The 19,289-nt window shown below is 67.6% G+C and carries 19 protein-coding genes; 3 read left to right on the top strand and 16 right to left on the bottom strand.

Going from position 1 to position 19,289, the window contains the following annotated elements:
• The first annotated feature begins 9 nt into the window (after positions 1–9).
• The 3 genes from O5M90_RS01125 to O5M90_RS01115 all read left to right on the top strand — a co-directional run bounded on the left by O5M90_RS01125 (position 10) and on the right by O5M90_RS01115 (position 3,961).
• On the top strand, positions 10–927 hold the full coding sequence (locus O5M90_RS01125) for an alpha/beta fold hydrolase (RefSeq protein ID WP_269841753.1): 918 nt from the start codon (positions 10–12) through the stop codon (positions 925–927).
• Between the two features lie 49 nt (positions 928–976).
• The gene (locus O5M90_RS01120) at positions 977–1,642 is read left to right on the top strand and encodes a biliverdin-producing heme oxygenase (protein ID WP_269841754.1); all 666 of its coding nucleotides are present in this window, start codon (positions 977–979) and stop codon (positions 1,640–1,642) included.
• A 630-nt stretch (positions 1,643–2,272) separates the two neighbouring features.
• The gene (locus O5M90_RS01115; protein ID WP_269841755.1) at positions 2,273–3,961 is read left to right on the top strand and encodes an esterase/lipase family protein; all 1,689 of its coding nucleotides are present in this window, start codon (positions 2,273–2,275) and stop codon (positions 3,959–3,961) included.
• A gap of 304 nt (positions 3,962–4,265) precedes the next feature.
• Here O5M90_RS01115 and O5M90_RS01110 read toward each other — a convergent pair whose 3' ends face one another.
• The 16 genes from O5M90_RS01110 to O5M90_RS01035 all read right to left on the bottom strand — a co-directional run bounded on the left by O5M90_RS01110 (position 4,266) and on the right by O5M90_RS01035 (position 19,211).
• Positions 4,266–6,476, bottom strand: a complete 2,211-nt coding sequence (locus O5M90_RS01110) for a GAF domain-containing protein (protein WP_269841756.1) — start codon at positions 6,474–6,476, stop codon at positions 4,266–4,268.
• Positions 6,477–6,505: 29 nt separating this feature from the next.
• Positions 6,506–7,930 (bottom strand): transcriptional regulator PpsR, encoded by a 1,425-nt coding sequence (gene ppsR, locus O5M90_RS01105; protein WP_269841757.1) that lies wholly within the window; start codon positions 7,928–7,930, stop codon positions 6,506–6,508.
• A gap of 137 nt (positions 7,931–8,067) precedes the next feature.
• Positions 8,068–9,183, bottom strand: a complete 1,116-nt coding sequence (pufC, locus tag O5M90_RS01100) for a photosynthetic reaction center cytochrome PufC (protein WP_269841758.1) — start codon at positions 9,181–9,183, stop codon at positions 8,068–8,070.
• Entirely contained in the window at positions 9,180–9,341 is a 162-nt protein-coding gene (locus tag O5M90_RS01095) for a hypothetical protein (RefSeq protein WP_171018088.1), read from the bottom strand. Before O5M90_RS01095 ends, pufC begins: the two co-directional genes overlap by 4 nt.
• Positions 9,338–10,315 (bottom strand): photosynthetic reaction center subunit M, encoded by a 978-nt coding sequence (gene pufM, locus O5M90_RS01090; protein WP_269841759.1) that lies wholly within the window; start codon positions 10,313–10,315, stop codon positions 9,338–9,340. The genes O5M90_RS01095 and pufM overlap by 4 nt, the downstream gene beginning before the upstream one ends.
• 31 nt (positions 10,316–10,346) lie before the next feature.
• Entirely contained in the window at positions 10,347–11,171 is an 825-nt protein-coding gene (pufL, locus tag O5M90_RS01085; protein WP_137940794.1) for a photosynthetic reaction center subunit L, read from the bottom strand.
• A gap of 108 nt (positions 11,172–11,279) precedes the next feature.
• Complete coding sequence (pufA, locus tag O5M90_RS01080; protein WP_133701504.1) at positions 11,280–11,465, bottom strand: light-harvesting antenna LH1, alpha subunit; 186 nt, start codon at positions 11,463–11,465, stop codon at positions 11,280–11,282.
• Positions 11,466–11,476: 11 nt separating this feature from the next.
• Positions 11,477–11,701, bottom strand: coding sequence for a hypothetical protein (locus O5M90_RS01075; RefSeq protein WP_137940795.1), 225 nt, complete (start codon positions 11,699–11,701; stop codon positions 11,477–11,479).
• 20 nt (positions 11,702–11,721) lie between these two features.
• Positions 11,722–11,871 (bottom strand): light-harvesting antenna LH1, beta subunit, encoded by a 150-nt coding sequence (pufB, locus tag O5M90_RS01070; protein ID WP_137940796.1) that lies wholly within the window; start codon positions 11,869–11,871, stop codon positions 11,722–11,724.
• Positions 11,872–11,967: 96 nt separating this feature from the next.
• A complete protein-coding gene (bchZ, locus tag O5M90_RS01065; protein ID WP_440401780.1) occupies positions 11,968–13,458 on the bottom strand; it encodes a chlorophyllide a reductase subunit Z in 1,491 nt (496 codons plus the stop codon).
• Positions 13,452–13,613 (bottom strand): hypothetical protein, encoded by a 162-nt coding sequence (locus O5M90_RS01060; RefSeq protein ID WP_440401779.1) that lies wholly within the window; start codon positions 13,611–13,613, stop codon positions 13,452–13,454. The genes bchZ and O5M90_RS01060 overlap by 7 nt, the downstream gene beginning before the upstream one ends.
• The gene (bchY, locus tag O5M90_RS01055; protein ID WP_269841760.1) at positions 13,613–15,106 is read right to left on the bottom strand and encodes a chlorophyllide a reductase subunit Y; all 1,494 of its coding nucleotides are present in this window, start codon (positions 15,104–15,106) and stop codon (positions 13,613–13,615) included. The genes O5M90_RS01060 and bchY overlap by 1 nt, the downstream gene beginning before the upstream one ends.
• A 2-nt stretch (positions 15,107–15,108) precedes the next feature.
• Positions 15,109–16,137, bottom strand: coding sequence for a chlorophyllide a reductase iron protein subunit X (locus O5M90_RS01050; protein WP_269841761.1), 1,029 nt, complete (start codon positions 16,135–16,137; stop codon positions 15,109–15,111).
• On the bottom strand, positions 16,134–17,087 hold the full coding sequence (gene bchC, locus O5M90_RS01045; RefSeq protein WP_269841762.1) for a chlorophyll synthesis pathway protein BchC: 954 nt from the start codon (positions 17,085–17,087) through the stop codon (positions 16,134–16,136). Before bchC ends, O5M90_RS01050 begins: the two co-directional genes overlap by 4 nt.
• Positions 17,088–17,180: 93 nt before the next feature.
• Complete coding sequence (locus tag O5M90_RS01040) at positions 17,181–18,311, bottom strand: methyltransferase (protein ID WP_269841763.1); 1,131 nt, start codon at positions 18,309–18,311, stop codon at positions 17,181–17,183.
• Between the two features lie 3 nt (positions 18,312–18,314).
• Positions 18,315–19,211 carry a polyprenyl synthetase family protein gene (locus O5M90_RS01035; protein WP_269841764.1) on the bottom strand — a complete coding sequence of 299 codons (897 nt, stop codon included), beginning with the start codon at positions 19,209–19,211 and terminating at the stop codon, positions 18,315–18,317.
• Positions 19,212–19,289 lie beyond the last annotated feature (78 nt).

The raw sequence follows: 19,289 nt of genomic DNA, 5'->3' as shown, positions 1-19,289 counted from the left end.
ACTGCCATCTTGATACTCGTCGCGCTGGCGCTGTTCGGCCTCGCCGCCTGGGCGTGGACGCCCGATCTGCCGCAGGCCGAGCTGGACGCCAAATACTTGCGCCAGCCCGGTGATCGGGTCGCCTTGCGCGCCCTGCCCGGCGTCCAGCTGCATCTGCGCGACAGCGGCCCAAAGGACGGACCGGCCCTGTTGCTGATCCACGGCTTCGGCGCCAGCCTGCACACCTGGGAGCCCTGGGCCGCCGCGCTGTCCGAGACTTACCGCGTAATCCTGGTGGACCTGCCCGGCAGCGGCCTGAGCCCGCCCGATCCCAGCGGCGTCTACACCGACGCCCGCAGCGAGCAGCTGCTGCTGGCCTTGCTCGATCAGCTGGGCGTAGGCGCCGTCACGTTGATCGGCCACTCGATTGGCGGGCGCATCGCCTGGGGCCTCGCGGCCCGGCATCCAGAGCGCGTGGCGCGCCTGGTGCTGATCGCTCCGGACGGTTTCGCCAGCCCCGGCTTTGACTACGGCAAGGCGCCCGAGGTGCCAGCCAGCCTGAAGCTGATGAGCCATGTGCTGCCCCGCCCGGTGCTGCGCATGAGCCTGAGTGCCGCCTACGCCGACGCCGACACGCTCAGCGACCCCCTGACGGACCGCTATTTCGATCTGATGCGCGCCCCGGGCGCGCGGCCCGCGCTGCTGGCCCGCATGCAGCAGACCGTGCTCACCGACCCGGTCCCCACGCTGCGCCTCATCCGCGCGCCCACCCTGTTGATCTGGGGTGAGCAGGACGCGATGATCCCCTTCAGCAACGCCGCCGACTACCTCGCCGCCCTGCCCCGCGCCCGCCTGGCGGCCCTGCCCGGCATCGGCCATCTGCCGCAGGAAGAACAGCCCGGCCGCGGGCTGGCGGCGCTGCAGGCCTTTCTGCGCGAGAGCCAATGACGGGCAATACCTGACCCTGTGACCAGGGCGCTGAGGCATCATGCGGTGCATGAGCACAGCATGTAGCGGCCTCGCCGCCCGCCTGAAAGACGCCACACGCGAGCTGCACCGCCAGGCCGAGCGCAGCGGCGTGATGGCCGAGCTGATGCAGGGCCGCATCAGCCGCGAGACGTATTGCCTGCTTTTGCGCAATCTGCAGCCGATTTATGCGGCGCTGGAAGCGGGGCTGGATGCCCACCATCCCACCGACCCGAATGTGCAGCGGCTCTGGCGCCGCGAGTTGCGCCGGCTGCCGGCGCTGGAGCAGGATCTGGGGTACTTGCACGCTGGCGCGGACTGGCGCCGTGATTTGCCAGTGCTGGGCACGGCGGCGGAATATGCCGAGCGGCTTGGGCAACTGGCCCGGACCGACCCCGTGCTGCTGATTCCCCATGCCTATCTGCGCTACCTCGGCGATCTGCATGGCGGGCAGATGCTGGCGCGCATCGTGAGGCAGGGCTTCGGGTTGCAGGGCGAGCTGGGTACGGCTTTCTATGCCTTCGGGGACGAGGATGGCCAGCAACTCGAGCGGATGAAGCGAGATTTCCGGGCGGGGCTAGATGCGCTCGATTTAGGGCCGGAGCAGACCGATGCTGTCATAAGCGAGGCGTGCGAGGGGTTCAAGTTGCATGGGACGGTCTTTGAGGAAGTGCAAGCAGGTGGGCGGCGCGGATGAGTAGCTGTGGCAATGGCTGAGATGCAGCGGCTGCAGTCTCGCGGCTCGCTGAACTCGACGCCCGAAAGCAGCCATTTGATGTGTCGAGTCGGGACTTTGTACAGTTGAAGGAAGCACAGGAGGCGTTCGACAGGCCACCACTCGAGCACCCTGAACCGCTACGTGAAGGGAAATAGGCATAGCGGTGGGAATCGCTGACTCTGGACCCACACGCTCTTCGGTCTTCAAGCGAGCGGCCGAGGCTCTGAAGCTTGCCGCTCACCAGATACCTAAGAGAGCAGCCGAATGCCATGGTTGGGCAGGTACGGATCTATGCGCGGGAGCGCGGTAACCGGCAGCCCGACAGCAGTCGCTAACAGCCGCAGGACTACGGCTCTTGGTGGGCTCAAGATGGTTACCGAGCAGCTTATGCGGCAGGGGCGAATGGACGGGCAGGATGAAAAACCGCCACCGCGCTGCTTCATCGGCCGCGGTGTCAGTTCGCCTCCATAGTTCCTGCGGCGTCAATCCACCGAATCAAGAACCTGGACTGCAACCGCGGACGACGGCCTGCATCCTCAATCCTGCGGAAGTTCGTCGGTTCACAACACGTCAAGCTAGCGAGTCGTGCTCAACAAGTATGAGCGAGATATGCTGCCGCACAAGAGGCCGATAGGGTTGCGTGCTAGGGGAGACGGCTATATGAGAAGACTCTTTGCCGGGCTGGTCTTGACGATTTTGATGGGCTTTTCGGCGGCGCAGGAGGCACTGACCGCTGGGGAGATGTCGCCTCCTCAATCGGCCGCGCCCGGTCCTTGCTCGACTGCGTACGCAGGGCCATCGAGCAAGGCATTCGCCAGAATCAAGAATGCGAACGGCGTCTGGATAAGGGACAACAGTTCCGACACGGTGGTCGTTTTCGTGCACGGGATCGCTTCAGATAACGTCGGCGCTTGGCTTACGGCGTCTGCGCAGCCGTGCACCTATTGGCCGGACCTGCTCGCCAGCGATGCCGCGTACTTCAAGGACGTTGACATCTTCGTCGCTGGCTACTATTCACAACTCGACTCGGGCAACTTCTCGATCGATGACGCAGCTGGTCAGCTCTTTACCGCATTGGTGTCACCAGTCGAAGACCGGTCGCTAGCACCGCTTCATCGAAAGAACATCGTATTTCTGACTCATTCCCTGGGCGGCATCGTCGTACGTCAAGTCTTGCAGGACAAGCGCGCTTCTTTTGACCGTCGCAAGGTAGGCTTGGTCCTACTCGGCTCGCCAACGAGGGGAAGCGAGTACGCGAAGGTCATCACCAACTGGCTGGGCTCCTACTACAACAACTCGCTTCTGAGGGACCTGAGTTCTGGCTCGCAGACGCTTGCCGACATTGATGCACGGTTCAGCGAGTGGCTGGGGGAACGTAAGAGGTCGGACCAAACGGTAGCGCTGGCTGAATTCTTCGAGTCGACCTTTCCCAAAGAAGACTGCTTCCTCGGCCTTTTCGCTTGCAAATGGCTTTCCGTCGAGATGCCTGTGATTGTGGCGACGAATTCATCGGGCAACTACTCCGGCAAGGCCAGGCGAATCGGCAACACCGACCACCTTACCTTGGTCAAGCCGGTCAAGCTCGACGGGGGTGTTCATCAGGAAGTACGCCGATTCTTTGCAGAAAGCTTTCCAACCACTAGACAGCGATACACGCAAAAGTTCGGAAGCGTAGTAGCGGTGGGCGAAAGTCAGACCATGAGCTGGCAGAAATATGGCGAGACTTCTGAATGGGTGATGGCTGCTGTTCCACCGTGTACATCCAGCCAAGGACAGCTGTCGTGCGGCCCCTGGAAGCGGGGCATCGGCGACGGCTTTTCCGCGTCTAATCCGAACGAGAACTCGATCGGCTTCGTTGTCGTCAAAGACGAGTTGCGATCAACCAAGCAGGATGCCTTTCAGCTGACCGATGTGTACTCTCCTTACCCGTCTTCAGCCAAGTTCGACGACAAGCCTGTCTATTCGTCGATCTATCGCTCGATTGCATACAGCGGCGCCGATGACGTCAGCGCCATCTACATCAAGACGATGCATGTGCAGCCAGTCATCTACCGCGCCAACCGGACGGCGCTGAATTCGACTGCGAAGGACATCCCAACTACCGTTGGTGAAAAGGTGTCCGTAGAGGTCGCCTCGAGCGCAAAGGACGCCCTGCTTGTCATCTCCTCAATCGCAGGCGAATGGTCAGTGCCGTTGGCGCAGATCAAGGCGCAAGACCGGTACGGAGTGCTACGCGTTGATGACATAGCCCGAGGTTCCGTCACCACCAAAGTCACACTGACCGTGTGGCCGCATTAGCGACATCGAAATCGCAACATTCGATGGGCGTTGGTTATGCCGGCTTCGAGTTCGCGCGAAACGAGGTCGACGAGGCAATGGTGGGGGCTTACCTCGACGACCTCATGGATCTGAATCGCCCGGGGGCATCCTAGACACCCGCGAGCCGTTGCTTCGATCGCTGGCCTGCATTGGGGCGCCGCAAAGCTGACGTTGGTGGACTTCCGACTTCAGCCTTGAACTGTCTTGCGATCACCTCGGTACCATCGAAAAACCAATGCTCCCACCCGCCCTTGAGCAAGCACCAGCGCCCAGGGCCTGCCCCCTACCCCGAAAAACTCCTGATCTGCGCATACAGCCCCGCCGCCCTGCGCGTCGAGTTCTCCAGTTCCTGCAGCAGCGGCGCGACCGGCGGGCCGCCGCGGGCGTCGGCGATGTCCATCGCGGCGAGGCTGGCGTTGGTGAGGATGGCGGCGATCACGCCGTCGGGCTCGCTGGCTTCGCTGCGGGTGTGCTGCGCGGCCAGGCGCAGGGTGCTTTCCAGGTTGAGCCGGGCGGTGTCGGCGCGGCGGGCTTCGCGCAGGTCGAGCAGGGTCAGCACATAGCCCAGCGCCTGGCCGTCGCGGCCGCTGACCGGCTCGGCATGCACGGCCATCGGCAGCCGCGTGTCACCAGCGCCGAGCAGATCGAGTTCGCGGCGCCAGCCGTGCTGGGAGCGGCGCATCTCGGCCAGGGCCTGCTGCACGGCGGGGGCGGCGGCGAACAGGCCGGCGATCTCGCTGCCCTTCTCGACCGGCGCGCCGCGCAGGCCCGCCAGGGCCTCATTGGCGAACACCACGCGGCCCTCGGCATTGGCCACCAGCACCGGCTCGCGCGAGCCGGCCACCGCGCCGCGGATCTGCACCAGCTGATGCTCGGCGATCAGCAATCGCACCGCCTGCACCTGCACGATGATGTCCACCAGGGCCACGCCGATGCCGCGCGCCAGCGCGAGCTCGGTGCTCGACCAGGGCACGGCCGTGCCGCGCACGATCTCGGACCAGGCCGCGAAGGAGCGGCGCGGCGACAGCTCCAGCGGGTTGTTGGCCACCATGGGCTTGGACGGATCGCCGGCCCAGGTGACGCTTTGCAGCTGCTCCTTGCGGAACCACATCAGCCAGTCGGGGCTGTTGGTGGACAGGCGCACGGCCAGCACGCCGCTGGCCGTCGGCGTGAGGCTGGCCAGCGCCGGGTTCGCCTGGCCGACCGAGGCGCAGGCAAAGGGCTCATCAACAGGCACCGGCTGCTGCTGATCCTGCACCCAGGCCAGCAGCGCGCGCAGCTCGGGCGTGGACGGCGTCTCGCCCGAAACCAGCACCTCGCCCTCGCAGAACAGCGCCGCGCCGGTGGCCTCCAGCGGCTGCAGCAGCGTGCGCGGGTTGCGGAACAAGGCATAGCGCCAGTCGCCCTCGGTCGAGGTGGCCTCGACCAGGCGCTGCTCCAGCCGGCGCACCATCAGCGCCACCTGGGCATGGGCATAGTTCTCGATGGCCGAGATGCGGGTGGAGGCCACCTCGGCCAGCAGATCGGCGGCCGCGCGCAGCGTGCAGCGCAGATGGCGCGGCGAGTAATGGTGGCAGGCGATCAGGCCCCAGAGCTGACCCTCGCGCACCAGCGAGGCGGTCAGCGTGGCCGTCACGCCCATATTGCGCAGGTACTGCAGATGGATGGGCGACATGCTGCGCAGCTGGCACAGCGACATGTCCAGCGGCGCGCCGGTCTCGGGCCGCAGCGCCGGCAGCAGCGGGGCCTGCTGTGCGTTCACATCGACCAGCATGCGCACCCGGTTGAGCAGATACAGCGCCCGGGCGCGCTGCGGAATGTCGCTGGCCGGGTAGTGGTGGCCCAGCAGCGACTCCAGCCGCGGGTGCCGCGCCTCGGCGATCACCTTGCCATGGCCGTCGGGGTCGAATTTGTAGACCACCACGCGGTCATAGCCGGTCAGATGGCGCAGCACCTCGACCACCGCATCGGCCAGCACACCCACCGAGGGCGCGGCCCCGAAGCGCTGCAAGGCCTCGGACAGCGTGGTGGCCATCAGCTCGGGGGCCAGGTCTTGCAGTTCCAGGCCACCGGTTTCGGCTGAGGCCGAGGTCGTCGCCGGCTCCAGCTCCAGCACCAGCCCGCCCTCGGCCAGCCGGTGCAGCGCGCCGTCGAAACGGCGACCCGCCGGCCCGATGCAGCACTGCAGCACCACGGCCTCGCGCAGATCGGCGTGGCCGCCTGGATGCTGTTGCGGCTGCAGCAGCGCCGCCACCCGCTCGGCCACATCACCGCCCAGCAACGCCAGCGGCCGCTGCAGCAGGGCCTCGGCCGGCAGGCCCAGCAGGCGCGCGACATTGCCGCTGCACTGCTGCACCTGCAGATCGGCGCTCTCGCGCAAGACCAGCAGCGCGCCATGCGGCTGCACCGAGCCGGCCAGATGGATCAGCTCGCGTTCGCAGTTGCTGAGGTCGGCCTGGCCGAAGGCGGGTGCCACTTGCTTCGAGGCTTGCATCGATGCGTGCTGCGTCGTTCAGTCTTGCTTCAGTTGATCAGGTGCGTGGATCCGCCGTTGCCCGGCAGATAGCCCAGCCCCGACAGCCCATGCCGCTGCATGCGCAGGCCCAGCGCCTCGCTCGTCATGCCCAGGGCCTCGGCCGCCGCGTCGCGCCGGCCGCCGCTGCGCAGCAAGGCGCTGGCGATCAGCTGCCGCTCGGCCCGATGCGCCACCTCCACCAGCAAGTCCGCCAGCGGCACCTGACCGACCTGGTCGAGCAAGCCGGCCAGCACATCGTCGCCAGCCATCTGCAGCGGCATCGCCGGCCCACCCGGCCGCAGGATGAAGCCCAGGCAGGCCTGCTCGCCCTCGGTCATCAGCGCCGCGGTGACCTGCACGGTCTGCGGATCGCCGCTGGGCGAACCGACCTCCAGCGAGGCGCTGCTGACGATGCCGGTACTGCGCACCCGCTCAATCATCTGCGCCCAGCCGCCGTCGGCGTCGAGCAGCAGCTCGGACAGAGCCCGGCCGCGCAGCGCCAGCTCGTTGGCCTGATGGGCCAGGCGCAGAAAGGCAGGGTTGGCCATCAGCACGGCGCCCGCAGAGTCGGTGATGACCACCGCATCGGGCGTGGTCTCGACAAACTCCGCCATGCGCGCCAGCGCCAGGCTGTCGGCGCTGGCCGCATCCTCGCGACGCGCCCGCACCAGAATCAGCTGGGCCTCATCGGCCCGGAAGGGGGTGGCGGAGACGTCCAGCGCGCCGGCCGGGCCGCGCACGCGGATCTCGCCGGCTCGGCCGCTGCTGCGCGCCGTGGCCAGCAACTCCAGCACCGCCGCGCGCGCCGAGGGCGGCAAGCTCTCGCTCAGCGACCGGCCCTGGATCGAGCCAGCGTCATGGCCGAGCAGCGCGGCGCTGGCCGCATTGGCCTCCAGCACCTTCAGGCTCAAGGCGTCCAGCACCAGCACCGCGTCATTGGCGACCTGGAACAGCAGCTGATAGCGGCTCTCGGCCTGGCGGCGGCTCCAGAAATGGCGCTCCATGTCCTGCTGCGCTTCGACAAAGCGCTGCTGGATCGCGGCGACCGCGCGCAGATCGCGGCCGACCGCCAGCACCGGGCCATCGGCGCCCAGCCGTATCGCCGCCCAGGTCAGCGGCAGTTCCTGCCCGCCCTGGGCCGGATGGCTGACCTCGCGCCGGCGCGAGACCACGCCCTCGTTCGTGACCTCGTCGAGCAGGGACTGGATCTTGCCGCGGGTGCTGGCGGTGACCGTGTCGACCCAGCGCTGGCCGACCCAGTCGCCACAGCCCTGCGCCTGCACGGCCTGGCCCTCGGCCACGGCCGAGATCACGCCGTCCTTGTCGATGACCAGGGCGATATCGCTGGCCACCCGCGCAATGGTGTTGGCCAGTTCGCTGGCCAGGGGCGACAGCGCGCTGAGATCGGAGGGGTCTTCGGAAGCTGTGGACACCTGAGGCGGCCTCGATCGAGTGATGAAGCCCGGGCGCCAGCGCTGGCGCGGCGCCCGGAGATACTGCTTGAACTTATCACAGACAGCTGGATCGTAGGCCTGCCCGGCCCCTGCCGGAAACCCGCGTTTTTTACTGTTCAGCCCGGAGTTGCCGGCTTGGCCGCCATGGTGGCCGGTGTGGCCGGCAGGACTTCCAGCACCTTCAGGTCGTCGGTGCTGAGCGCCGTGCCGGCCGCCGGCGTCGGGCCGGTCTTGACCTGCAATTCGGGGTGATGCTTGGCCATCTCGGCGCCATACAGCGGCTTGTGCGCGCCCTGGTGGCAGGTGGCGCAGTTGACCTTGGCGACATCACCGCCGGGGCCTAGGCGCGCGACCGGGAATGTGTCGGTCAGCGGCAGCATATGCTCCAGATTCAACTCGCGCGCCATGCGTATGCCATGCCAGGCGCTCAGGCGCGGCGGCGAGCTGTTGTCCCACTCGCCGAAGGCGCGGGTGTTGTGGCACTGAGTGCAGTTGACGTTCAGCGATTTGGACATGTGCATCATCAGGCTGTAGGTCCACTCCGTCTGCTTGATCGATTGCCGGTTGCCGTCCGGCAGGGCCTGCGTGCCGGCCACGCGTATCGGCGCGTCGCCGAGCAGGAAGGCGCTGAAGGGATCGTTCGGCAGGGACGCCAGACCGACACTGGCCGCCGGCGCGTTCTGGCCCGCCAGATTGCCGGCGAAGTTGTTCTCGCCCTTGGGCGCCAGCGGCTGGAACCAGACCTCCTTGGGCACCGGCTCGCCGCGGTGGCAGGTGAAGCAGGTGACGCCGGTCTTGGCGACATGGCTTTGCCAGTCGCTGTTGATCTTCTGCGTCATCTGCAGCATGCGGCGCGCGACCACCTTGGTGTAGAGCGAGTCATCGGCGAAGTTCTGCACATTGTGGCAATGCACGCAGCCCTGCTTGGGCGACACCCAGTTGGTCATCGCCACCATGGTGCGGCTGAACTCGGCCACGCTCTGGTCGCCCAGCACCTTGACGTTCTGGTAGACCTGCCCGGCCTTGGGGCCGTCAGGCGAGGCCGGCTCCAGCGGCGCCGGTGTCTCGTGCAGGGCGGCCTGCTCGGCCATCAGGCGCGGGTTGTAGACCTGCTCCATGCCGGTGCCGCGGTAGCCGCGCTGCACCGTGTCGACCGGCGGCCGCTCGCAAGCCGCGAGCAGCGTGCACAGCAGGCCCAGCCCGATGAGGCGCAAGGATTGTCGATTCATCATGGCTGCTCTCCAGTCAACAAGGCGCCGGGCTGCACCGCCACCGGCATTTGCGCCGGCAGTTGCGCCTGGATGGCCAGGCTCAGCGACGCTCCGCCGAAACCATTGCGCAGCAGGGTCCAGCAGGCGGCGCACCAGTGGTTCAGATGCTGGCGGCTCATGGCTTGGCTCCCAGCGCGGCCGGATCGACGATGGGCTGGAACACCGCCGGGTACAGCGGCGCGACGCCATGCTTGACGGCCCACAGATACCAGTTGTCCACCACGGTGCCGGTCAGCAGGATGCCGATGCCACCGGTCAGCGGGCACAGCACGGCAAACCACCAGGCCCAGCGGTGGATGGATTCCATCGTCGCGTTGAAGCCCATGGTCCAGCGCCAGAACAGCGCGGCCCGTTCGCTGGCCGTGCCGCGGTCGGTGATCTGCTCGATCTCGCGCTCGCCGCCGAAGCGGCTGACCGCCAGGATGGTGGCGCCATGCATCGCGAACAGCAGCGTGCTGCCGTACAGAAAGGCGATGCTGAGCATGTGGAAGGGGTTGTAGAACAGATTGCCGTAGCGCAGCGAGAACGCTGCCGTCCAGTCCAGGTGCGGGAAGATGCCGAAGGGCACCGCCTCGCCCCAGCTGCCCATCAGGATGGGTCGGATGAAGCCCAGCACCAGGTAGAGCCAGATGGCCGCGGCGAAGGCCCAGGCCACATGGGTGCCCATGCCGAGCTTGCGGGCACGCCGGTACATGCGGGCCCACCACAGCAGGATGGCCATGGTCAGGAAGAAGCCGGCCAGCAGCCACCAGCCGCCCTGGTTCAGCGGTGGCAGCGACAAGCCGTAGGCCGGCGGCGGCGGCTCCAGCGCCAGCCAGAACAGCTGGCGGGCGAACTGCACCGGATCCCAGCCGACCGAGGCCCACATATTCAGGCCGATGATCTCGATGGCGATGAAGCCGCTGATCAGCGAGGCAATGCCCAGCCAGCCGAGGTAGATCGGCCCGATCTGCGCATCACCGAGGCGCCCCAGCCAATGCCAGTGCGCCCCCCTGCCCTCGCGCTGGTACTCGTCGCGCCCCAGCGGCACGCCGGGATAGGACGGCGCCGCGACCTGGACGCTGGTGAAAAGATTCTGATATTCCGCAGCCATGATGAGTCTCCTCGGCTTGTTGGACTTGTGCTCAGCGCCAGACCGGCAGGTTCAGCCACCAGCTCCACCACTCGGGCCAGCCACGGGTCCAGAAGGGGCCGCTGATGACGATGCAGACCGCGCTCCAGAAGCCGGCCGACAGGGCCAGGAACAGGCCCAGGCGGTGGATGCCCAGGGTGCCGATCGAGTAGCCGATGGCATCGCGGAAGAAGGTGTTCTCGTGCTCGGCGGTCTTGACCACCTCGCCCTTGGCCGGGTTGGTGGCCGACAGGATCAGCGCGCCGTGCAGGCTCAGCGCGAAGGTGGTGGCGAAGAAGAAGCTCACCGCCAGCATATGCGCCGGGTTGTAATGGAAGTGCAGGTACTGGTAGCCGGTGTTGGACACCCAGTCCAGATGGCTCATGATGCCGTAGGGGAAGCCATGGCCCCAGGCCCCCATCAGCGCGGGCCGTATCACCACCAGCGTGACATAGGCCAGGATGGCCACCGAGAAGGCAAAGGGCACGTGATAGCCGATGCCCAGCTTGCGGCAGATCTCGACCTCGCGCAGCGCCCAGGAGACGAAGGAACCGATGGCGCAGACGGTGATCAGCTGCCACAGTCCGCCCTCCATCAGCGGCGCCATGCCGAGACCGTATTTCAGGTCGGGCGGCGCGATATTGATCTGCCAGAGGTTCCAGGTGCCGCCCTGCGAGGCGCCCCAGACAATCAGCAGGATGCCGACCAGCGAGAAGAACGCCGTGGTCACACCGAAGAAGCCGACATAGAACGGACCTACCCAGAAGTCGAACAAATCGCCTCCCAGCAAGGTGCCGCCGCGTACGCGGTACTTTCTCTCGAAGTTCAGCATAGCCATGCTTGCCACCTCAGGTAGAGGGCGCCCGCGCCTGGCGGGGCCCTTTGCGGTCCGGACACGGCGCGGGCCTCAACCCGCGCCGTGGCTTCGATGGGTCGAGGCCGGCGACTACTTCGGCGCCGGTGCGGGCATCGATGAGTTCTGGCTCACCGCCTGCGTCCTGGGTCCATCGAGCCAGTTGAACTTGTTGGTACTCAAGAGCACGAAGTGAATCACCAGTGCCAGTACGAACAAGAAAGCGAACAAGGCGACCAGCGCTCGGCGCGGGTCGAACAGCAACCAAATTCTCCACATGCTTATCTCTCCTAGTTAAGGTGCGACATGAAGGTGTAGACACCCGCCCTCACACCCTTGATCAGCGATTTCTCGCTCTCCGCGCCCGGGAACCAGCGACGCCACTTCAGCAACAGCAGCTGGGCGGCGACGGCGATCATCAGCACGAACACAAAACTCACGAAGAACAGCGCCTCGTAAGCCTTGGAATCCTGTAAAGCCGCATGGTTGACGGGGACGGTGGTGATCTCAGCCATGACGGGCCTCCTTCAGCGATTCAGAGCCAGGGACGCCACATCCACACCAGCACATGGGCAACCACGGCAACCGCCGTGAAGCCGATGAAGCTGGACATGAAAATGCCGTGGAATTCCCGGGCCTCGTTCTCAGTCAGCCCGGATAACGAGCCTGTTCTGTTGTCAGCCATAGCGATAGCTCCTCAAAAAAGCCTTGCGGCCAGTACCGCGCAGCTCCCGCGCGGCAGGGACTTCCAGGGCAGAGAAGCCCCCGGCAAGACTTGTGTTCACGTGAGCGCTCCGATGGCTGCGGCGGCCAGTTGTCGGGTGTGCCCTTCGATGTCGTCAACGGCAACTGCTGCCGCCCCCCGCGCACGCGCCGCCGCCTCGGCGCGGTCGCGCAGGCGCTTGGCCGCCGAAATGCGCAGCAGCACCGGCTGCGCCTCCAGCAGCTCGTCGAGCAGCTCCTTGGCTTGCAGCGTCCAGCCCATCTCGGGCAGGGCCCGGGCCGGCGTGGCCTCGGCCTGGTCGAGCTCGGTGCCCAGCGGCAGGATGTGGAAGAGCGCATCGAACAGCGCGTTGCAGAACTCCTGCACCAGATAGGTCGCGCCGGCATAGCCCATGAAAGGCGTGCCGGTGGCGCGGCGGATGATGGCGCCGGGGAAGGAGGCGGGAATGAAGGCGGGCTTCATCGGCCCTTTTCCCGGTCCAGTACCAGCCTCGGCCATATACATGCGCTCGTTGAAGCTGCCATACATCACCAGCGGCGGCTTCTGATGCACCAGCGCGCGGATCGCGTCGTTGTCGGTCTTCTCGCCAGGCTTGCGCGCCACCGCGAAATTGCAGGGCAGGCCCAGCTCGTCCTCGAAGAAATGCCGCAGCCCGCGCGCATAGGTCTCGCTGGCCACCACCGCAAAGCTGGCGGTGGCGAAGAAGTCCTGCGTCACCGAGCGCCACAGATCCCAGATCGGCTTGATCGTCGTGTGCTTCTCGCGCTCGATGAAGGGCTCGGGGTCCAGATGCAGCAGGCGGCCCAGCTCGCGCAGAAAGGCAGTCGTGCTGTGCAGGCCGATCGGAGCCTGCAGCCAGGGCCGCTCCAGCGCCTCGCAGAGCATGCGGCCGAACTCGCGGTACATGCAGACGTTGACGTCGGCATGCACCAGATTCGCGACATCGGCCAGATGGCTGCCCAGCGGGAACACCATATTGACATCGGCGCCTATGCCCTCGACCAGGCGGCGGATCTCGTGCAGATCGCTGGCGCTGTTGAACTGGCCGTAGCAGGGGCCGATCAGGTTGACGCGCGGTTTCTCGTTGGCGGCTCGCTGATCGAAGGGCGTGCGCGCCGGCACCTTCTTGACCCCGTGCTCGGTCCAGAGCCAGAACATCGCGCGGTTCGCGCACTGCCACTGGTCCTCGTCGATGGTGCGCGGCAGAAAACGCGCAATCGTCGTGCCCTCGGGCGTGACGCCGCCGCCGATCATCTCGGCGATCGAGCCGGTCACCACCACGCTGGGCAGGTCCGGGTCCAAGGTCGCATGGGCGCGCTTCATCGAGCCCTCGGTGCCTTCGCGGCCCAGTTGTTCCTCGGCCAGGCCGGTCACGACAATGGGCAGCTCATGCGGCGGCAAGGCGTCGGTGTAGTGCAGCACCGAGGTCACCGGCAGGTTCTCGCAACCGACCGGCCCGTCGATCACGACCTGCAGGCCCTTGATCGCGGTGAACACATAGACGGCACCCCAGTAGCCGCCGGCCCGGTCGTGGTCCAGCACTAGCATGTGGCGCTGCCCCATTCAACGCAGCGGCGAAAGCCGCAGTAGCGCGCCGCGATCGAGCGCAGCGGGCCGCGATGGACGATCCGGCGGCGCGGCCGAGGAAGGACGCGCGCCAGGCAGACCAGGCGGGCGCTGCGGGGGTTCAGGTGATCGCACATCAAATCATCTCCTCCGCCTTGCGGCGCTTGATCAGCTTGATGACCTGGCGACGCGTGTCGGCCTTGAAATCGGGACGGTCGCGTGGCACTTCTTCCCAGATACCGGCCGCATGGCCGGAGCCCACCTCGCCGAAGAATTCGCGCATCTGGTCGAAGCGGTGCTTGTTGTTCATCGCCGCATTGACCACCTGGGCCAGCGAGCCGGCGCCGGCCGGGCCCATCAGCGGGCGGGCCGAGATCAGGTTGGTGAAGTACAGCGCCGGCAGCGCCAGCTGCTTGGCCTTCTGCACCACCGGCGTCGTGCCAATGGCCAGATCGGGCTTGCACTCGGCCAGCGCCGCCAGGTCCTGCTCCAGCGAGGCGCGGTACTGCACATGCACGCCGCGCGAGGTCAGCCACTCGCGGTCCGGGTCGCTCCAGCGGGTGCGCGGGCAGGCGGTGCCCACATAAGGCACCTCGGCGCCGCTTTCGACCAGCAGCCGCGCCACCAGCAGCTCCGAGCCCTCGTAGCCGCTGACCGTGACTCGGCCCTTGATCGGCGTGCGCGCCAGCGCGCCTTTGATCGCCGGCAGGAACTTCTGCTTGGCTGCGGCTATCAGCGCCTGCGGCACATTGGCTGCGACGCCAATGGCCTGCAGCCAGGCCTCGGTGCCGTCATGGCCCACCGGTGCCGAGCCGATCACCGGCCGGCCGGCGGCCTCGAACTCGCGCACGCAGGCCGTGTAGAAGGGGTGGATAGCCGCAGCCACCGTGCAGTCCAGCGCCGCATAAAGCTCGCGCCATTCGCGCGTCGGCACCACCGGGCCGGCCGCCAGGCCCATGGGCTCCAGCAGCATGCCCAGCACCACCGGGTCGGCCGGGAACATCTCGCCGAGCAGGCTCACCGTGGGCCGCCCGGTCTGCAGCTTCTTCTCGCGCCAGCCGGTCGGTGCGGCGACCGGCCCAGCCTCGGCCTCGCCACGCGCGTACTTCAGCATCGCTCCGGCCAGCACATCCTTGGCCTCGGCATGGGTGGGCACGCCAAAGCCCGGCACATCGACGCCGATGATGCGCACGCCCTTGATCTGCTTGGGCAGCAGCTGCAGCGGCACGCCGCTGGCGGTGGGCACGCAAAGATTGATCACGACCAGCGCGTCGAGCCTGGCCGGGTCGGCCTGGGCATGGACCGCGTCGCGGATGTCCTCGAACAACTTGCCGGTCACCAGGCTCTCGCTGTTGAAGGGCACATAGCCGACGCTGCGCTTGGCGCCGTAGAAGTGCGAGGTGAAGGTCAGGCCGTAGACGCAGCAGGCCGAACCGCTGAGGATGGTGGCGGTGCGCCGCATGCGCAGGCCCACGCGCAGCGCGCCGAAGGCCGGACACATGCTCTGCGGCTGGTCGTGCGGGCCCTTGGGGTAGTCGGCGGCGTAGCGCTCCAGGGTCTCGCGCGTGGCGTCGCTGTTGGCCTTCCCTTCGGCCAGGGCGAGTTCGGGAGCGGCGTGGCAGTTAGACATGATCAGGCCGCGTCGTAGATCACTTCAAGCGTCGGCTTGATCAACTCGGTCTTGCCGACCATGTCGAACAGCGTGGCCGGCTCCATCTTGAAATCGCGCCCGGTCACCTCGGCCGAGAACAGGCCCAGCAGCTGGTCCTGAGTCTGCGGCTTGGGCCGCACCGGCGGCGCCTCGCCGACATTGGTGGCCAGGGTCTCGAACAGCGAGGCCCATTGCGTGCCGGGCCGGCCGATGATTTCGTAGCTGGCGCTCTTGCGGCGGATGTCCTCGTGGGCGGGAATCGCCGCCAGCACCGGGATGCCCACGGCTTGCGCGAAGGCGGCGGCCTCGCCGGTGCCGTCGTCCTTGTTGATCACCATGCCGGCCACGCCGACATTGCCACCCAGCTTGCGGAAGTACTCCACCGCGCTGCAAACGTTGTTGGCCACGTACAGGCTCTGCAAGTCGTTGGACGCAACGACGATGACCTTCTGGCACATATCGCGCGCGATCGGCAGGCCGAAGCCGCCGCAGACCACGTCGCCGAGGAAGTCCAGGAGCACGTAGTCAAAACCCCAGTCGTGGAAGCCCAGCTTCTCCAGCGTCTCGAAGCCGTGGATGATGCCGCGCCCGCCGCAGCCGCGACCGACCTCCGGACCACCCAGCTCCATCGCATAGACGCCGTCGCGCTTGAAGCAGACGTCGCCGATGGCCACCGCCTCGCCGGCCAGCTTCTTCTTGCTGCTGGTCTCGATGATGGTGGGGCAGGCCTTGCCGCCGAACAGCAGGCTGGTGGTGTCGCTCTTCGGGTCGCAGCCGATCAAGAGCACCTTCTTGCCCTGCTGGGCCATCATGTAGCTGAGATTGGCCAGCGTGAAACTCTTGCCGATGCCGCCCTTGCCGTAGATCGCGATGATCTGCGTGGTCTTGGTGACCGGGCCGGTGGCCACGGCATCGGGCTCGATGGCGGCCTCGGCGCGCAGTGCGTCGGACTGACTGGCCCTGCGTTGGAAGACCATCGGCGCAAGCGCCGGGATGCTCGTGTTGCTCATGCGTGGTGTCTCCAGTCCAGAACCATCTTCAGGCAGCCGGCATCGTTGAAGGCTTGGCTGTAGGCGCTGCCGGCCTGCTCGGCCGGCTCGCAGTGGGTCAGCAAACCGTCCAGCGACAGCCGGCCGGCGTGCAGCAAGGCGTTGACCGCCAGCATGTCGGGCCGCTTCCATTCGGCGGCGACGCGGATGCGCGCCTCGCGCATGAAGGCCGGCGCAAAGTTCAGCGACAGCGGCTTCGAATAAAAGCCCGCCAGCACCACCTCGCCGCCGGGTGCGAGTCGGGCGATCAGCGTGTCGAGCAGGCCCGAGTCGCCGCTGACGTCGTAGATGGCCTTGTAGTCGCGGCGCTTGTCCTCGTCGGGGTGGGTGACCGAGTAGCCCATCGCGCCGTCGGCGCGCTTGGGGTTGGTTTCCCAGACCGTGAAGTCGGTGATGCCGGCCGCCACATTCATGCGCGCCAGCAGCCGGCCCAGCACGCCGTGGCCGACGATCAGGTCGGGCGGCGCAAACGGCACATCCTGGCCGCCGCCGGCGACGCTGTGATAGGCGGTCGCGGCCAGCGCCAGCAGCACCGCCTGCTCGCCGAGTTTTTCCTCGACCGGCACGACCTTGGCACCGGGCACCACCAGGCGCGAGGCCGAGCCGCCGAACAGGCCCTTGACCTCGCCGAAGCAGCGCGCGCCGGGCACGAAGACCCGCTGGCCTATCCACTGCGTGCTCTGCGGGCTGACCGCGATGACACGGCCGACCGCCTCATAACCCGGCACGAGCGGGTATCCCATGCCAGGGAACATGGGCATGGTGCCGGTCCAGATCAGGCGCTCGGTGCCGGTGCTGATGCCGCTCCACTCCACCTCGACCACCACATCGCCGTCTTCCATCGCCGGCAGCCGCAGCTGAGCGAGGCTCAGATGCTCGGGGCGGTCAATCACCACGGCCAGGGTGTTCATCAGCGGATCTCCTTAGGACGGAATCTCTCGATCCCATGAAGTCATCTTAAGCAGACACAGCAAAACGTCAACTAATATTTACACTCAGAACTGTCAGCTCCGATCAAGCAGCAACAGTCCGGTCTGCAAAGGCATGCGGGTGCGCAGCCGCCGGACCCGGCCGAAGCCGGCCTGTATCGCCAGTCCACGCAGCCTTGCCTCGCTGCGCGGCCGGCCCTGGCCCATGGCCATCAGGTAGAAACCGAAATAGGCATGTCCCATGGCCTCGGCCCCCGGCGTCTCGGCCAGCGGCTCGGCAAGCAGCAGACGCCCGCCGGCAGCCAGGGCCTGGCGCACCGCGCGCAGCAGGATCAGCACCTGGGCGTCATCGTGGTCATGCACGACGCGCAGCAGCGTGATCAGGTCCGCGCCCGGCGGCAAGGCGTCGCGGAAGAAGTCGCCGCCCACGGCGCTGCAGCGCGCGGCCAGGCCGGTGCGCTCGAAGCGTTCGCGTGCCCGCAGCGCCACGCCGGGCAGGTCGAAGACCTGCAACTGCAGGCCCGGTGCGTGCGCGGCCGCGGCGCAGGCAAACGCGCCGTCGCCGCCGCCGACATCGAGCAGGCGGCGATGGCGCCGCAGCGGGTAGGCCTGCAAGACCTGCTCGGCCACCAGCGGCTGCGAGGCCGCCATCAGCGCCGAGTAGGCGGCCAGCTGCGGCGCGGGCAGACCGCCAGGCGCCGCCGATCCCGCGTAGGGCCAGAAGCCGGCCAGCTGCGCCGAGGCCCGCTCGCCGCGCAGCAGCGCCACCGGGTCCGCCAGGTCGCGGTACAGCGCGCCATGGTGCTCGACCATGGCCGCCACGGCGGTGTTGCCCACCATGGCGGCGCCCAAGGCACCCAGGCCATAGCGACTCTCAGAACGCGCGTCCAGCAGCCGCAGCGACACGGCCGCCAGCACCAGCCGCTCGGTGCCGGGCTGCGGCAGGCTCAGGCGCTGCGCCAGCGCGGCCAGCGTCAGCGGCCCCTGCGCGGCCAGCAGATCAAACAGGCGCAGCTGCACGCAGGCCAGCAGCACCTGCGAGTAGACAAAGCCGGCCAGCAGGTCGAACAGCGCGGCGGCGCGCCGGCGCGCGATCCAGCGCGTCGGCACAAAGGCCTCGGCCCAGCGCCGAAAGCCGGCGCTGCTCAGCAGCCGGTCGCGCCAGGCCAGCGGCGCATCGCTCCAATGAGCCTGGGCTGTGCTCATCGCTCAGGCCGCCTGGACTTGCGACTCAGCTACCCGCTCCAGCAAATGCGGCGGCACCAGGCGCTCGGCCTCGTGCCGGATCAGCTGGCGAAACTGCGCCGCCCCCGGGCAGACCGGCACGGTCAGCAGGGTCGCCTGGATCAGGCGGTGAAACTCGGCCAGCGCGCCCTCCAGCCCCAGCTCGCGCGCCATGCTGGGCCGCCCCAGGGCCAGGTCTTGCCCACCGGGCTTGCCGGTGGCGCTGGGGTCCAGGGCCACATCGCGGATGTCGTCGGCCACCTGGTAGGCCTGGCCCAGCTGCTCGCCTAAAGCGCGCCAGGGCGTGCCGTCGGCACCGGCCGCCTGCGCGCCGGCCATGGTGGCGGCGGCGAACAAGGCGCCGGTCTTGGCCTGCTGGTAGTCGCGCAGCGAGAGCTGCGGCTCGCACTCCCAGGCCTGGCCGGCGACGATGCCCATGGGCATGCCGACACCGTGGCAGACCGTGCGCAGCAGCGCCGGCAGGCGCGAGAGATGGCGGCGCGCCCGGGCACCGAGCACCTCGAAGGCCGCGATGATCAGCGCATCGCCGGCCAGCACGGCCAGCCGCTCGCCGAAGGCGCGCTGCACCGAGGGCCGGCCGCGCCGCGTGTCCGCCGCATCGAAGCAAGGCAGGTCGTCATGCACCAGCGAGGCGCAGTGCAGCAGCTCGATGGCCGCCGCCGCGCCCTCGCTGAGGCCGGGATCGTCCTCGCCGCAGGCCTGGGCCACCGCCAGGCACAGCGTCGGCCGGATGCGCGCGCCGCCGGGAAACACCGCATGCTGCATCGCGGCGGCCAGCTTGGGCGGGTGGCCGCTTTGCAGACTGACGCTCAGGCTGGCGCGCAGCGCGCGTTCGATTCGGTCTGGATAGGGCATGTGCATGGGCGAGGCCTTTGCTGACGGAACCCGCAGAACGACCGCATGTCGCAAGCGAATTACATTAATATGTGTCAATCAGAA

Source organism: Paucibacter sp. M5-1 (assembly GCF_027498415.2).
Classification (GTDB): Bacteria; Pseudomonadota; Gammaproteobacteria; order Burkholderiales; family Burkholderiaceae_C; genus Roseateles_E.
Note: the sequence above shows the minus strand (reverse complement) of the source record. Positions and strands in the feature narration are given on the sequence as shown.